We start from the raw sequence: 15144 nt of genomic DNA on the forward strand, positions 1-15144 counted from the left end.
TAATGCCAAAGGCATTACCTTTTTCTGATTTCTATGCTGGCGTGACCATAACGCGACCGCGACAAACTAGGGTGCTGTTTTCTAAAGACAATTCTTGAAGGTCTACTTCTGGGCCTAGGTCTATTTCAAAGCCGTCCAGATCGCCTAAAGGCAGACCCCGCTTGGCCTGCAGATGAGTCAACCACTGGGGGCGATCGAGCTGCAAAGTATGACCGTTTTTGAGCCGCAACCCAGTACGAATCACAATTGGGGTCAGCATTCCACTCACAGCGACCAGACTGGCACTGAGCGTCAGTTGACCCGCAGCAATAATGATTTGCGAGTTTTGCAAGTTGATCGCTTGGTGCCCAGGCAGGGGCGCATCTAAAACCGCTTGAATTTCTGATTTCAACAGAGTGGCTAAGAATTCTGCCAAAGCGTTGGCAAGTAAAGGGGCAGACAGTGAAGCATTCAGGTCTGCTTCTTCTAGCACTAAGCTGCCTGTGACGGGGATCGGTTCGAGCAAATTCAGCGGTTTGCCCCGCATGACTTGACCCAAATTAATCCGAATGTTTTCTCCAACGAGCTGCAAGTGACTGAGATGCAGCCCTTGGTAAATCGCTTTGTGAGCTGTGATCCCCACTCGCTGAATTTGACCTGTCAGGATGCGGCGATCGCCCCCTTCAATCTTGACTTGCAACTCTTCGACCTGCTCCACCTGCGATCGCAACCACAGCTTAACTGCGGGCGACAACACCTTGCTGATCAGTTGGCTTTGCTTTGGGGTGGGTGAGTTGGCAGCTAAATCTACAGGAGATTGGGGCTGAGCAGAGTCAGGAGCGGGAGGACCCACTTTAGGAGAACTGGAGCTAGAATCCATTGCTTTAGAACTGGAGAAAAGGGTAGAGAACACAGATGATGTCGCCGTAACTGTCTGCTCAGACTGCAACCTGAGAATAGCAAGCGATTAGATAGAGCGAGATTGCGTACTGCAAGCAATGACGTTAGTTGCAGCCCAAAAGGTTGCAGAGCCATGCGTGCATCATGCAACCTCCACTGCAAAAAAGCTTACAGGAAGGCTGCAAAATTCCCACCATGACGTTGGTGGAGCAAATGTCATCAGTTCATAACTAGGTGCTGAGCCTAGTAAGCTGGCGATCGCCAAAGTGTATAGATACTTGATCCCCAGCCCTTAAGTAATGTTATAAAATCATGACATATGATCCCCGGTCACCTTGTAAATGCGTAGAAGTGCTTAAAATTGCCACTTTTACCCCTTGACCCAATTAAATCTTTTCTGCAACATATGAGTAACCTAACGATCCCAGCGATCCCAAACGAATTCTGGTTTACTAACCACTTTTCCTAAACCGTTGACGATGGAAAAAAGCAACGGGGATCAATCCTCAATACTTTTTAGCAATCGCGGGATCAATCACTGGGTTACTCAGGAATTCGCACAAGGAATGTAGAGTTTTTTCGAACTCACTAGCCTGCTTTCGAGCGTAGTCTTCTAGCCAATGAGCTAGAACATTGCCTCATATCGATCATCTTCGTTTTGCAAGTAGGGAGGGGCTACAGAGCGAAAGGTAACGATTGTGCAGAGTCTACGAGCAGGCATGCATCACTCGCTTATGCGTCAAGTCATCTAGTGATCTACTTGCCGTTGAAACTATTTGGAGACCCTAACTCATGGCTAAGGAACGTCCACCTTTAGAAGAGATGACTCTGCGGCAGCTACGTAAAGTGGCTAGCGAATGCAATATTTCTCGCTATAGCCGCATGCGTAAAGATCAGCTGCTAGCAGCGATTCAAGAAGTGCAACGCACCAAGTTTTCTCTCAGTCCATCTCGCACGCTGGAGGCACAAGAAGAAGTGGAAGCAGCAAAGTTTGATGTAGGTCAAGAAGACCGTACAGGAGGTTCGCTAGCTGCCGTTGATGAAGGATTGGCCGATCTCCCTGAGGGGTATGGAGAGAGCCGCATTGTTCTGATGCCTCGTGACCCACAGTGGGCTTACACCTATTGGGATATCCCCAATGAGCACAAGGAAGACTTGCGCCGTCAAGGTGGTCAACAACTGGCTCTGCGTCTTTATGATGTGACAGATGTAAGCCTGGAATACCAGAGCCCCCACAGCATTCAAGAGTTTCCCAGCGATGAATTGGCGCGTGAGTGGTATCTACCCGTTCCAGTCAGCGATCGCGACTATGTCGTAGATATCGGTTATCGTTGTGCGGACGGTCGCTGGTTGGTGTTGGCGCGTTCTGCTCCGGTGCGGGTGCCTCCCGTGTATCCCTCTGACTGGATTGAAGATCAGTTCATCTCACTCGGTTGGGAAGAAGATCTACGCGGTAAGACCTTCCTAGAGCTGGTTCCACCTGCTAAGCGAGCTGCTGCGGCTACAACTGGCTACGATGCAGGTGCCGCGATCGATGCTGCTGGCAACCCCATCTACGATGCCATTTTTGGTATGGCACAAACGACGGAAGCTCAGCGGGTCGCGGGTTCGCTCTACGGCTCGATGCAGCAAGTGCCTGTACACGAGCAAGCAGTTAGCTCTTATGTCTTCCCCTCTGGCGTCGGCATGTGGGCAGTCCCCACGGCTTCTGGCTTGAATATGTCTGGTGTCGGCATGTCTGGAGCTGGCTTTGCTTCCGCCCCTCCCATTCGCCCCCGTCAGTTTTGGCTAGTTGCTGATGCGGAACTAATCGTCTACGGTGCTACCGAACCCGACGCGACGGTAACGATTGGCGGTCGCCCCATCAAGCTCAACCCAGACGGCACGTTCCGCTTCCAAATGTCGTTCCAAGATGGCTTGATCGACTACCCCATCATGGCGGTGGCAGCAGATGGCGAACAAACGCGATCGATCCACATGAATTTCACTCGCGAAACGCCTTCTCGCAATACCAACACCAAGGAAGAAGCCGTTCCCGAATGGCTGTCCTAATTCCTTAAAGTTACACAACTAAAAACAAAAAAACCCTGGTCACGCGATCGGGGTTTTTTATTCTTGAAAGCTATCGCTTCCATCTCTTATACGATGTCTGATGCCAGTTCTTTGTGCCTAACTACCTATCAAGGGATCTTAAGCTGATTCACGAGTCTAAAATGCCAAAAAATATGCTCACTTAAATATCTACATTGGCAAACTATGCAGAAAAGCACACCTAAATATCCTAATCTAGGATTTTAGATGGGATAAATACATGCAGTAAATAGTTAGTCTTCAAAAATAAGAAATCTCGGAAAGAGAGATATGGAAGTTTATTTTGAGAAACCTATCGGTAACGGAACCTTTGCTGATGTCTGGTTAGGAACTGATGAGATAGGGCGAAGTGTTGCGATCAAGGTTTTGCGAGAAAGTAAAAATGTTTCTACGGTGCTTCAACATGCTCAGGCATTAGTGAGAGCAAAACATCCCAATGTTGTAGAAATATATTCGATTGAAAAGTTACAAGTTCCAGGCCAAGGTAAAGAACAATGCATTGTAATGGAATATGTGAATGGATGCACTCTAGCTGAGAAATTTTGTGTCGACTTGGAGCTTAAAGAAGCGTTTGATATTGGCAAGGCAATAATTTCTGAAGTTCAATATATTCATGCTCAAGGATTAGCTCATATGGATCTCCATGGTGAGAATATATTAATAACAAAAGAAGGAGACGTTAAAATTATCGATATTATGTATATGAGCTCTTTGTCAGAAGCTTCTGACAAAGTAAAATTTAATTGTCTGAGTTCTGATACAAAGCAGTTAATAGAGCTTCTAAGCCAGTTGTTGACAAATTCTCCTTTTGGAAAAGAAGCCAAGTCTTACTTTTTAGAAAGTTTAGATGACCAGATTAACTTAAATGATATCAGACGAAATTATTTTGATATTTTTACGATTGTTAGTGAAAAAATTGAATATATGATCGATTTTTTAAAGGTAAATCCAGTGAAACTGAAGCTTTATAAATTTAGAGCCGAATGTGAAAGTGACACTAATTCACTACAGAATATTCTAAAAGAAGAGGCTGTAAGTATAAGTAAGTCAAAGCAATATTTTCCTGATGTAGAGGTTAGATTGGTTACAACCCTTACTTTAGACGAGATTCGACAAAGAATGAGAGCAATAGAGGATTCTCATGTGATGATCCAGACTATTTCTCATCATTTAGACTATACAGGCGAAAGAGACTACGACCTTATATAATTCCGTACTCAAAGAAGCAAAGATAAATATTTATCTATTAAGAAGTGCAGATAGCCAAAGTCATTAAGCGCTACTCAATACTACAGCGATCATCAATCTTCTAAATTAGGTTGCTACAAAATAAGTGCACTATTTCACAGAAGACCATGGTTAGGTACGATCGCTGGGTGATAGAGAGCGATCGCAGTAGTTTTTGATGAGTTATCACAGGCGCGATCGCTAGGTTGTGGGCTAGTAAAGAGCGATCGCACAACTCCACCGTTATGCCACCAAACTCGCTGCTGAGCGTAGTATTGCCGCTGCTCGTAGTCATGTGTGGAGATGCATATAAATGCAGACATAGTTCTATCCAAAGGAGTATGTAGAACGTAGGTTAAATATTCTATACAAAGAAGGGCGTAAAGAAAATTCATTAAATTAGCCAGCCTAACTACATAGTTAGGGTTTCAGTCCAAATAAATAGTTGGTTTGTCTGGAGCATCTACGTCAATCTTGCGTTGAGAGATGTCTGAAGTTGTCTAACTAAACTTTGGAGCTTTGAAACAATGAGCAGTTTTCAACATTTTTTGATTACACGAATCAATATAGATTGGAATATCTCCAAACCGCGATCGCAGCAAGAGCGAAATAACATAGACTTCTTAAAATACAGATTAGATATTTTTGAGAAAACTTGCTATCCATCTGTTAAAGCACAAACAGAAAAAAAGTTTACTTGGCTAATACTTCTGGACGCTGAATTGCCAAGCATATTCAGAGAACGAATTCAAAGTTATTGTTCTCACTCTAATATTGAAATTCTGCCTGTTTATATCAGCAGCAAAGAAAATTGTCTGAGTGAGTTGAAAGCGGCGATCTCTGAAAAAACTTTAAAAACAACTACACACATTATCACTACTAACCTGGATAGTGACGATGCTGTATCCCGAAAATTTATTTCCACTATACAAAATCAGTTTCGGGAGCAAGATTCTGAGTTTATTAATTTCCCCTTTGGCTATTTATATCAATTAAAAGAGCAAAAGGCTTTCCTGCGAGAGTGGTTAACTGCACCATGCTACACCTTGATTGAGGATCATAAGAATTTTGAAACTGTCTTGAAGTATGGTCATGATCAAATCTCAAACTATAAGGTTTATCATGTATTTACAACTCCTATGTGGTTAATGACCGCTCACAATATGAATGTGAGAACAAAGTTTGATGTTGCTGCTGCATGGCAACCCACAAATAGAGTCAGTGAAGAGTTTTGCATAAATCTTGAGTTGCCGAAGAAAAGATTGTTGGAAAGTTCTAAAGAATTTTTCACAGAATCTTTGAATGTAGTTTTGTCGAGGCGAAGTTGGGATACTCCAAAAGTTAAATTCAGAAAAATAGTAAATATTTTTTCCCCATTTCTGATCCGTTTGGCTAGAAGAGCCCAATACTCGCAAAAAAATCAAAGTCTTTCATCGTAAGGTACTTTTATTCAATCCGAGTCTATATCGTGAGTTCTAGGCTTGGTTATTGTTTTGGCTCTTGTGAAGGCGATCGCAAAGCTATAGAGCAAGCTACAGGAATTGTTTGAGGAGAACTATGATTAGGGGTGATCGCCAAGTTGTGGAAGGCGATCGCTAACAAAACTGCCAACAGGTAAATCAGTGTTAAATGTAGGCTTTGATGCGGGTTGCAGTTTAACTCCTGCTCTAGAGGAACAATCATCTTTGGAGTTGGGCCTGACTCCAGCAACTGACCAGCGTTGGGGTAAAGGAGCACAAGTGTGCTTTAGTACTGCGTCCTGCTCGTTGGGGTTACTGCTGGTTGCGGCCACGCCAAAAGGTCTGTGTTCCGTTGCGCTGGGTGACTCACAGGAGAAGCTAGTAGCTGCCTTACGCCAAGATTTTCCTGCCGCTAACATGCACTCAGATGATTCAAATTTGCAAGCTTGGAGTGCATCACTTCTGAGACACTTGGCAGGGCGGGAACCGCGCCTAGATTTACCTTTGGATATCCCAGCCACAGCGTTTCAGTGGCGCGTTTGGCAGATTCTGCGTTCCATTAACTACGGTGACACTCGCTCCTACTCACAAGTGGCCGAAATGATGGGGCAACCACAAGCAGTGCGGGCAGTGGCGCGGGCTTGTGCAACTAATCCGGTAGCGCTGGTAGTGCCATGCCATCGAGTGGTGCGAAGTGATGGTTCGCTGGGTGGTTTTCGTTGGGGCTTAGAACGTAAACAGGCGTTGCTGGCTCAAGAACGTCAGTATTTGTAGCGCTCAGAATTTTCTTAGTTGTCACTGCTGGAGTGAGTTATCCACGGGATTTTTTGAGACTCACTATAATAGGGGCGATCGCACTCAAGGCTACTAATAGCCAATACAGCTTTGAAAAGCCAATATTTGCAGACCTGGCAATCACTGGTGCTAGGGGTTATCGCTTCTGTTTTAGTCTTAGTCAGTTTCAATTCTTTTATTGTCATCAATCCTGGTGAAGCAGGAGTACTGAGCATTTTAGGCAAGGCCAAAGATGGGGTACTTGAAGAAGGATTGCACTTCAAACCGCCTCTGGTTTCCCAAGTGGCGATCTACGACTTAACGGTACAGAAATTTGAAGTGCCTGCCCAAAGCTCCACGCGAGATCTGCAAGACTTATCGGCCCGCTTTGCCATCAACTTTCGGATTGATCCAGCTGAAGTAGTGGAGATTCGGCGTAAGCAAGGCACCTTGGCAAACATTGTCTCCAAAATCATTGCGCCGCAAACTCAAGAATCCTTCAAGATTGCGGCAGCGAGAAGAACAGTCGAAGAAGCTATTACCAAGCGCAATGACCTCAAAGAAGACTTCGACACAGCCCTAGGTCAGCGATTGGAAAAGTACGGCATTTTGGTGATCGATACGAGCGTGGTAGATCTTACCTTCTCACCAGAGTTTGCCAGAGCCGTAGAGGAGAAGCAGATCGCGGAGCAACGGGCACAGCGAGCCGTATATGTGGCGCAAGAAGCCGAGCAAGAAGCCCAAGCAGACATTAACCGGGCACGAGGCCGAGCCGAAGCCCAACGCCTGCTAGCCGAAACTCTCAAAGCCGAAGGAGGCCAACTCGTGCTCCAAAAAGAAGCGATCGAAGCTTGGCGGCAGGGTGGTTCTCAAATGCCTGAAGTGTTAGTCATGGGTGATAAGGGAAATAACGTCCCCTTCTTGTTCAACCTGGGTAATTTACAGCAAGCACCCAAACTCAGGTCGGAAGGCACTTAGCGCCTAAAAATGGTCTGTAGCGTGTTCGTCAGTTCCTCGTGCGTGTAAGGCTGATTGAGCACGGCCTTAATATTGCTTCTTAGCTCAGTACTGACGAGATCAGGGAGTGGCTTGTCAGTGCTGACAACAACCCAAACCTGCGAGTTGATTTTGTGCAATGCCTGAATCACGGTGGGGCCATCGAGTTCTGGAACGGCCATATCGATCACCACTAAGCAAATCTCAGACCAGTGATGAGCATAGAGGGCGATCGCTTCAATGCCATCACCTGCCGTTAAAACCTGATAACCACAACTCTCCAGCAGGGTTTTGCTCATCTCACGAGCATCTGAATTGCCCTCAACCACCAAAATTAAGCTACTTTCGGTGCTGAGTAAGGGTGAATTATTGCCGGGGGTAGGACGAGGGATGCCAGGCAAATACACCTTGAATTGCGACCCTTTGCCGATAGCACTGGATACATCCACGGCTCCTCCATGCCCTTTGATAATGCCCACTACCGTTGATAACCCTAAGCCTGTCCCTTGACCAAAGGCTTTGGTGGTGAAGAAGGGGTCAAAAATACGGTGGAGGTTTTCTCCAGAAATCCCCAGCCCTGTATCAGCCACCGTAATCACTACATAGGGACCAGGCTTAGAGACGGGGTGCGCCCAAATATTGCTCGGATCAATCCAGAGGTTGTCTGCAACTAGGCGGAGAATACCGCCGTTGGGCATGGCATCTTGAGCGTTATCACAGAGACAGATTAGGGCTTGATGCAGTTGCTCAGCGTCTCCCGTAATCAGCCAAAGGTCTGTAACCGCTAGGTTAGTCCGAATTAGGATATTTCGGGGAAATTGTTGTTTGAGAGTTTGCTCAACCCCTGAAATTAATTGGTTCACGTCAATGGTTCGCTTTTCGCCCTCAATTCCCCGGACGAAATCCAGTACCTGTTGCAGCAAACTAGCACTCCGTTTGGCATTCTTCTCTAACATCACCAGGAGTTGCTGGCTCTGTTCATCTTGCAGCTTTTGGGAGAGCAGTTGGACTGCCATCAAAATGGGTGCGAGCGCATTGTTGAGATCATGGGCCAGTCCCTTAGTCACGGTACTGATGCCCTCGAAGCGCTGAGTCCGTAAGCGTTGATTCTCTGCTTGTTTTCTCTGCGTGATGTCAGTATTGACGATCAAGATTGATTTAGGGATCTGGTTTTGCCGAATTAAAGACCAACGACTCTCAACCGTTACCTGCCTGCCGTCTTTTGTGCGTTGACACAACTCACCTTGCCACTCTCCCTGTTGATTCACCGCTTTTTGAGCAGATTGGAGGCTTGGACCCAGTTCGTCAAATAGCAATTCATCCAGGTAATGTCCGATCGCTTCATTGGCTGCCCAACCAAACAAGCGAGTTGCACCACTGTTCCAAAAGAGAATGCGGTTTTCTAGATCTAAAACCAGAATGGCATCCTGGGAATGGTTAAAGAGCAACGCATGTTCGCGAATTTGTTCTTCCGTTTGCTCGCGCTCGGTAATGTCTGTTTGGAGGCCAACAAAGTAAAGTAGCTCACCGCCCTTGGTACAAACTGGAGAAATTCTGAGTTGATTCCAGAAAGACTGGCCATCTTTGCGGTAGTTCAGGATTGTGGTTTGGATCTCTCGGCGTTGTGCGATCGCCTGGCGAATCTGAGCGACTGTGTTGGGGTCAGTGGCTTCGCCTTGCAAAAAGCGGCAGTTACGACCCAAAGCTTCTGTGGCGGAGTAGCCCGTAATTCGAGAGAAAGCAGGATTGGTGTAAATAATTGGATTATCGTTCTGGTTAGGATCGCTCAATAAGATGCCATCCGAGGCAGAGTTGATCGCCTGAGCAAAGTTGACATTGGCGATCGCCATTGCCACCTCTCTATCCGCTTCAGCCGCGTTGGTTGCTTGGGGTTGCATCCAGCCCGCCCCGCCTAACAACTCCTGCTGAACTCTTAGCCAATAAGTATTGAAAAAATCTGCTAGCCGAGGCTCTTGCTCAACCAAAGTCGCAAAATTTTCTTGAAAGCGTCTGTCAGCTTCATAAGTGACATCCGGGTGAGCTTTCATCCATTCATGGCTAGTCTTGATGTAAGCAATGAAGGTGACAAGATAGTGATAATTCTCATTGCCTAAAAGCTGGCGCAGCTCTCGACGGCAATCTTCGGCTCGGTCTGCTTGTAACGCGATAAAGATGGCACAGCACAGCAGACTCTCATTTAGAGTTGAACTCAACTCTGAGAAAAGCTGTGCTACGTTTGTCTGTGCCGCTAGCCGCTCGAGATGGCGATCGATCTCTTGTTGGTCGGGAGGCGCTAATTCGAGAAAAGCTAGAATTTCTGGCGCTTGCATGCCCAGTGCATAAAGCGAGCAACTGTGGCAGATGAGGCAATAGGGAACTGGACAGAAGCGGGAAAGATAACCTGAAAGTTTTTCCTTAAATAATGCGGGCAAGGGATTTTCGATATAGGCTGCTAGAGTTTGCTGCCAAAGGTTTTCTAGGATTGCTGGAGTTGCTAACGCAGGTGAGAAAAAAGGTGGAACAAATCCAAACTTCTCCTCAATTTCTATAGAAATTTCTGTACTAGTGCGCATGAATGAGATCAAGTTTAATGAAATAAGTTTTAAAAGTAGCCAAACGAATATTTAGGTAGGCTCAAACATCCAGCCTGCCGTTCAGGTCGGTTCTAAATCAGGATAACGAATACCTAAACAACTTGTACCAGTAAACAGTCCTGAGAAAAGGTGCCCCTGTTTATTTAGCTTGTTTAGCGCCCTAACTTTTGTCGCATTTTCTGCCGTACTTGAATGGCGTCTGGATAATCTGGCTTGATTTGGATGGCTTTATCAATTGAGGTCACCGCTTCATCAAAGCGCCGCAAGCTCCAAAGCGCTACACCGCGATTATTCCAAGCTTCAGCTAAGTCAGGTTTCAATGTGGTGGCTTGGTCATAGGCTGCAACTGCTTCATCCGGCCGATCTAGTAGCAGTAATGCCGATCCTTTGTTGCTCCAAGCTTCTGCAAAGTTGGGTTTCAGGGCGATCGCTTGGTCATAGAGGGCGATCGCTTCTGAGTGGCGCTTGAGCTGATCTAGAGCATAACCCTTACTCCACAAGGCTTCTGGAGATTTAGGATTACTTGCTAGCGCTTTGTCACAAGCAGTAATGGCTTCTCCGGGACGCTGCAATTGGTTCAAGCTGTAGCAACGGCCCCATTGGGCAGCGGCGTTGGTTGGGTCTTGGGCGATCGCTTGGTCGTACAGAGCCAAAGCTTTCTCTGGCTGATTGGCGCTGCGCAAACCATCCGCTTGTGCCAAGAGCGGGGCGATCGGAGGTTGAGCGGGGGCGGCACTGGGAGCGGTGGGAATCGGTGCCGCAGCAGGGGTTGGGGATGCGGCTTGAGGAGCGGTGACTTGAGCAGAGGGGGCTGGGGTAGTAGCAGGATTGGGGTTGGCGGAGGGAGAGGAAGCAGGTTGGGCGGTGGTGGCTGAATTAGAGGCGGTCTGTGTAGCAGGCTTAGCGGTAAATAAAGCTTTGGCAACCAAGAAAGTAGCGGCGATCGCTACTAAAACTGCCAAAATCGCTTTGGGCTTCACGCTTTGGCTCTGGGTGGCACTCGGTAAAACAGCCGTAGGTATGGAACTTCTAGCCGAGGGAGAAGGTTGTGTCTCTGGGAGTGCTGTAGTCGAAGGTAGCGGATTACTCGCAGCATGAACAGGCTGATTCGCAGGCGGACCTGCTACAGCTACGGTAGGAGCGGTAACTGTAGGAGGTGTCGCTTGGGCTGGGATGGCAACTGTGTCTAAATCTGCTGTATTTTCAGCGATCGGGCTAGGGGGGACAGAGACAGCGATCGCGGCTAATAATTCAGCAGGTAAAGCTTGTAACGCGGCCAAGGCATCGCTTGCGGTCGTGTAGCGGGCCCGGAAATCGTACCGCACCATGCGATCGAGAAAATCTGCCAACTCAGGAGTCGCATGAGTAGCACGGTCGTGCCATTGGATTTCTCCAGTCTTGACGTCTTCACTGAGATGTCGAGGATGAACGCCTGTGAGCGCTTGAATGCCGATCATCCCGACTGCATAAAGGTCGCTACTAAAGCGAGGGTTGCCGCCCAATTGCTCGTTGGGCATGTAGCCCTGAGTGCCAATCGAAATGGTGAGATTCGTATGTCCAGACTTCGCAGTGACAATTTGGGTACTCACCTGTTTCACGGCACCAAAATCAATCAGCACGATTTTGCCATCCTGACGGCGACGCATCAGATTAGGTGGCTTAATGTCGCGGTGAATCACATTCTGCTCATGCACAAAGGCAAGAGCGTGCAAAATATCTTGCAACAATGCCACTACCCGCGCTTCGGGCCAAGGCTGTCCAGCAATCAGCTCCTCGGAAAGGGATGCCCCATCAATAAACTCTTGCACCAGATAGAACTCTTGGTCTTCCTCGAAGTGAGCCATGAGCCGAGGAATTTGGTCATGGCTACCGAGTTGGTAAAGCACTTTGGCCTCGGTATCAAATAAGCGCCTGGCAGTTTGCAGGCTGCTGGCATCGGTGACTTGAGGTTTCAGTTGCTTGACCACGCAGCAAGGATGGTCGGGCAAATGCATATCTTCTGCCAGAAACGTCTGCCCAAAACCTCCTGCTCCCAACTTGCTCAGGACTTTATAACGTCCACCCAGGGGTTTGTCAGGGTTCGGTGATTGCAGTAACCGTAAAAGATTTAAGCCCATGCTATGCCCTGTGCCTCAAAGTCGTTGCTACTAACCTGCCGCTAGTAAATTGAAAGTTTTCTACGGAAAAAGTTTCAATCGAGTTACCCATGCTTAGTCCGCTGGGCAATGATCGCTTCCCAGTTCCAATACGCATTTCAGGCTCGATGGTTTATCATACCGACGGTAATCAAGTAGTATTCCACCCGTTAGCTTTGTTGATTTGGGTTGTTTGCGGTGGGCTTTGCCTAGTCCAACAACCCCACAAATCCAAGGTGGTGAAGTAGTAGGAACTAGCTGCTAGAAGGCGTGCCATGTCTACTGATGAGTCTGTGTATGTACAACTAGTTTGGGAAGACACAGCAACTGGAGAGGTGCAGCAACCATTGCTCGCTGCGCCGATCGCAATTGGTCGAGAACGGGACCAAATGCCAGAAAATCTGGGCGACAAACCAATCTCCCATCTAGAGTTAGCCCACAAAGAAGTTTCGCGCTTTCACACCCTGATCACAGTCGCGAACTCTCAGCTTTATATCACCGATCGCAGTGCTAACGGTACTTTTCTAAATGGTCGGGCGATTCGTCCCGGCAGTCATCCATTTTCTAGTAAAGATACCATTCGCATCGGACCCTACAAAATTATCGCTACGGTCATGGGGGAAGGTGACCCCAACGCCACCGCTCTGAACCGAGAGCGCACTCATTTTGACCAACAGCCTAGCGCTCTGCACAAAAACACGATGGTAATTTGGCTGATCGGCGGTATTGTGCTGTTGTTGATGGGGGTAGGAGCTTGGGGCTTAGTCAGCACGTTGCTAGAGCGATCGCGGCCTCAAGTCCCAGAAACCCCTGCCCCCACTCGTCCTGCTCCTAATTCGTGAGGATTCTCTGATGACTGCTCCGAAGCCTACGTTTTGCCGCCTGCGATCGCATGACTCAAGGCTGCAACGAGCGTGGCAAGGATGGCGGCGACGGCTCGTATGGCACGATGGGCGATCGCGGCGGGTGCAACGGCGTTGGGGTTGGTTCTGGTTGGGGTTGCTAACCTGTTGGCTAACGCTCTGGCTCACATTCATCCCCAGCTCAGGGTTGGCTCAGACTAGCTCCAGTAATCGAGCTGCTCAATCTCCTGTGGTGCTCGATGGTCGGGTGTTGTTTCAAGTTGGTAATTTTGGCAATTTCACTGCCTTGGAGCGGGCGGCGATCGTCAATGCGGCGCTAGAGCAGGAAGTGCGCTCTCCTCAACCCGCCGTGATTGAGGTAGCCGAAGAAAATCAACAAACTATTATTCGTAGCCAACCCAACGATCGCACTTTGCTTACCGTCACCGAGCGGGATGTGTTGCAAGGCACGAACCCAGTCAGTCAAGGCCGATTTTGGAGTCGTTTGATTGAGGCGGCAGTACGGCAAGGCCAGCTAGAGCGTGGTTCTGCTTATTTTCAGCAAGCCTTGGTATTTAGCTCAGTTGTGTTGTTAGGCGCGATCGCCATCCAGCTAATTTTATGGGTGGGTGAACGTTTCTTAGTCCGACAGTTAGCTCGGCATCTAGGGCATCCTGCTTCGTCTCTCCATCCTTGGGAGCAGCCTGCTAAATTGTTGCTGCACTTAGCCTTAATCGGCTTGCAAGCAGGGCTTTGGACTGCGGTGGCCTGGTACGTGACAGATCTCTTTCCCGAAGCTCGCAGTTGGCGCTATCGTCTGTTCAACTTCTTGACCGTGCCTGTGGTCAGCTTAGGCGAGAGTAACTATTCAGCGCTGCAACTGTTGTTGCTCCTAGCCTTTACATCAGGATTGTGGTTTGCCGTCAGCGGCCTAACTCGCCTGTTTCGGTTCTACGTCCTCGCTCGGACGGGCGCTGAACCGCGAGTGCAAGAACTGCTGGCTGTCTTAACGCAGTACGTCATGACCTTCTTAGGCTTGATTGTGCTGCTGCAAATCTGGGGTTTAGATGTTCGTTCTTTAGCCATTCTGGCTAGCGTCCTGGGGGTGGGGATTGGCTTCGGCGTTCAGAACATCACCAACAACTTCATCAGTGGTCTGATCATCACGTTAGAGCGACCGATCCAAGTCGGCGATTTGATTAAAGTCAATGAGCTGTTGGGCACGGTGAAACGGATTGGAGCCCGGAGCACAGAGATTAGTACCTTCGACCAAGTAACGATTATTGTGCCCAACTCTCGTTTCTTGGAGAGTGAGGTAATCAATTGGAGCCACGGTGATCCAGTTTCGCGATTGAAGCTGGCTGTAGGAGTTGCTTACGGCTCAGACATCGAGCAGGTGCAGGCAGCGCTCTTGGAGGCGGCCAAGAGCCATCCTGAGGTGTTGGTGAAACCGCAACCCGAAGTTTGGTTTCAAGGCTTTGGCGACAATTCTTTGAACTTTGAGTTGCTGGTGTGGACTGGAGAGCCGAAAAAACAGTTCCGAGTCAAAAGCGATATTTACTACCGCATTGAAGCTTCGCTGCGCCGCAATGAGATTGAAATTCCGTTTCCGCAGCGAGATCTACATGTGCGATCGCCCGAACTCAAGCAGTTGTTGGCCTCGTTGCAACCACCGTCGTTCCCGTCCTGGAAACCGCAGCGATCAATATCAAACGGAAATAAATCTAGCGATCGCCCCATTCCCACTTTGCCTGAATCCCCCGATGGATTTGCTGGAGCTACTGTCACCATGCTCGCCCTTGACGACTCCAGCCACTCAGATCTGGAGGCCCTAATTACAACGATGCGAGGGCCAAAAGGACTCAAAATTCAAGACCGTCGCTATCGCTTGAATCTTTATCCTGCCTGCTTCACAGGAGCCGAAGCGGTGGAATGGTTTGTGCAAACTCAAAACTGTACCCGTGAGGCAGCGATTCAACTAGGCCAGAGCTTGATTGAGCAAGGTGTGATTCACCACGTCTTAGATGAGCGTCCGTTTGAAGATGGCTATGTTTTCTATCGCTTTTATGCCGATGAAGAAAATGCCAATGCGGAGAATGCTGATGGAGAGAATACCGATGAGACAGACATCAGCGATCGTTGAGTC

Annotated in this window: 12 protein-coding genes; 7 read left to right on the plus strand and 5 right to left on the minus strand. The window is 48.2% G+C overall.

What is annotated here, in order from left to right; all coding sequences use genetic code 11:
- Nucleotides 1–31: 31 nt before the first annotated feature.
- On the minus strand, nucleotides 32–859 hold the full coding sequence (locus H6F90_RS16760) for a DUF2993 domain-containing protein (protein WP_190553495.1): 828 nt from the start codon (nucleotides 857–859) through the stop codon (nucleotides 32–34).
- Nucleotides 860–1671: 812 nt separating this feature from the next.
- Between H6F90_RS16760 and H6F90_RS16765 the strand changes: the two genes are divergently transcribed.
- Nucleotides 1672–2931, plus strand: a complete 1260-nt coding sequence (locus H6F90_RS16765) for a DUF4912 domain-containing protein (protein WP_190436306.1) — start codon at nucleotides 1672–1674, stop codon at nucleotides 2929–2931.
- 309 nt (nucleotides 2932–3240) lie between these two features.
- Nucleotides 3241–4179 carry a protein kinase gene (locus tag H6F90_RS16770; protein WP_190553496.1) on the plus strand — a complete coding sequence of 313 codons (939 nt, stop codon included), beginning with the start codon at nucleotides 3241–3243 and terminating at the stop codon, nucleotides 4177–4179.
- A gap of 134 nt (nucleotides 4180–4313) precedes the next feature.
- On the opposite strand, the gene H6F90_RS16775 is transcribed toward H6F90_RS16770, so the two are convergent.
- On the minus strand, nucleotides 4314–4520 hold the full coding sequence (locus H6F90_RS16775) for a hypothetical protein (protein WP_190553497.1): 207 nt from the start codon (nucleotides 4518–4520) through the stop codon (nucleotides 4314–4316).
- Between the two features lie 204 nt (nucleotides 4521–4724).
- Here H6F90_RS16775 and H6F90_RS16780 point away from each other — a divergent pair, with 204 nt between their 5' ends.
- Nucleotides 4725–5636 (plus strand): glycosyltransferase, encoded by a 912-nt coding sequence (locus H6F90_RS16780; protein WP_190553498.1) that lies wholly within the window; start codon nucleotides 4725–4727, stop codon nucleotides 5634–5636.
- A gap of 46 nt (nucleotides 5637–5682) precedes the next feature.
- Here the strand turns inward: H6F90_RS16780 and H6F90_RS16785 are convergent, their stop codons facing one another.
- Nucleotides 5683–5880, minus strand: a complete 198-nt coding sequence (locus tag H6F90_RS16785; protein ID WP_190553499.1) for a hypothetical protein — start codon at nucleotides 5878–5880, stop codon at nucleotides 5683–5685.
- Nucleotides 5881–5882: 2 nt separating this feature from the next.
- Here H6F90_RS16785 and H6F90_RS16790 point away from each other — a divergent pair, with 2 nt between their 5' ends.
- A complete protein-coding gene (locus H6F90_RS16790; RefSeq protein ID WP_190553500.1) occupies nucleotides 5883–6431 on the plus strand; it encodes a methylated-DNA--[protein]-cysteine S-methyltransferase in 549 nt (182 codons plus the stop codon).
- Nucleotides 6432–6542: 111 nt separating this feature from the next.
- Nucleotides 6543–7409, plus strand: coding sequence for a prohibitin family protein (locus H6F90_RS16795; RefSeq protein WP_190553501.1), 867 nt, complete (start codon nucleotides 6543–6545; stop codon nucleotides 7407–7409).
- On the opposite strand, the gene H6F90_RS16800 is transcribed toward H6F90_RS16795, so the two are convergent.
- Entirely contained in the window at nucleotides 7406–10000 is a 2595-nt protein-coding gene (locus H6F90_RS16800; RefSeq protein WP_190553502.1) for a PAS domain-containing sensor histidine kinase, read from the minus strand. The genes H6F90_RS16795 and H6F90_RS16800 overlap by 4 nt on opposite strands.
- Nucleotides 10001–10173: 173 nt before the next feature.
- Nucleotides 10174–12138: a tetratricopeptide repeat protein gene (locus H6F90_RS16805; RefSeq protein WP_190553503.1), complete on the minus strand. Its 1965-nt coding sequence runs from the start codon at nucleotides 12136–12138 to the stop codon at nucleotides 10174–10176.
- Between the two features lie 293 nt (nucleotides 12139–12431).
- On the opposite strand from H6F90_RS16805, the gene H6F90_RS16810 reads away from it, so the two are divergent.
- Together H6F90_RS16810 and H6F90_RS16815 are read left to right on the plus strand one after the other, a co-directional pair.
- Nucleotides 12432–12998 (plus strand): FHA domain-containing protein, encoded by a 567-nt coding sequence (locus tag H6F90_RS16810; RefSeq protein WP_190553504.1) that lies wholly within the window; start codon nucleotides 12432–12434, stop codon nucleotides 12996–12998.
- A 10-nt stretch (nucleotides 12999–13008) separates the two neighbouring features.
- On the plus strand, nucleotides 13009–15141 hold the full coding sequence (locus tag H6F90_RS16815; protein WP_190553505.1) for a mechanosensitive ion channel domain-containing protein: 2133 nt from the start codon (nucleotides 13009–13011) through the stop codon (nucleotides 15139–15141).
- Nucleotides 15142–15144: the final 3 nt, after the last annotated feature.

Origin of the sequence: Trichocoleus sp. FACHB-591, assembly GCF_014695845.1 — a bacterium.
In the GTDB taxonomy this organism is placed as follows: Bacteria; Cyanobacteriota; Cyanobacteriia; order FACHB-46; family FACHB-46; genus Trichocoleus.